Raw genomic sequence first — 732 nt, 5'->3', positions numbered from 1 at the left:
TGATGATGTTTTTATCGTTTTTTTTCTTGCGTCTTAATGAAAACTCCCTATATTTGAAGCAAGTTAATTCTCGAAACGGAAGAAAGGCGCCAATGGCTTCCCGGCACGGCGAAGGGAATAGACATTTTTTTAATAAAACAACTCAATAACAATAGAATCATGAAGCATCAAATGCCCCAATTACCCTATGCGCCTAATGCGCTGGAACCGAAAATGAGCGAAGAAACCATTAATCTGCATTATGGAAAGCACTTGCAGACCTACGTGGATAATCTGAACAAACTTTCTGCTGGAACCATGTATGAAGACATGGATTTGGAGGAAATTATCTGTAAGGCCACAGGTCCGGTGTTCAACAATGCCGCACAGGTGTGGAATCATACATTCTTCTTCGAAAACCTCACGCCTGCGCCGCAATGTATCGGCAAGGAACTGTCAGAAGCCTTGACAAAAGAGTTTGGTTCGGTGCAGGCATTCAAGGATAAACTGCTCGCTTCGGCAACAGGTCTGTTCGGCTCGGGCTGGACGTGGCTGGTACTTAACAAAGACGGTCAGCTCGAAATAGTGAATACAACGAATGCCGACAACCCTTTGCGCAATGAGCAGAAGCCGTTGCTTACCATCGACGTTTGGGAGCATGCCTATTACGTGGACCACCGCAACCGCCGTGCTGAATATTTGAGTGATGTGTGGGAACTCATCAACTGGAGAGCCGTTGAGGAACGTATGAAG

General features: G+C 45.9%; 1 protein-coding gene. It reads left to right on the top strand.

Features of this window, described 5'->3' with window-relative positions:
• Positions 1-159 precede the first annotated feature (159 nt).
• A partial coding sequence (locus C5S62_RS00740; RefSeq protein WP_133159438.1) for a superoxide dismutase occupies positions 160-732 on the top strand: 573 nt, incomplete at its 3' end.

Source organism: Prevotella sp. MGM2 (genome assembly GCF_002933955.1).
Classification (GTDB): Bacteria; Bacteroidota; Bacteroidia; order Bacteroidales; family Bacteroidaceae; genus Alloprevotella.
This window is presented reverse-complemented; position numbering and strand designations above follow the sequence as displayed.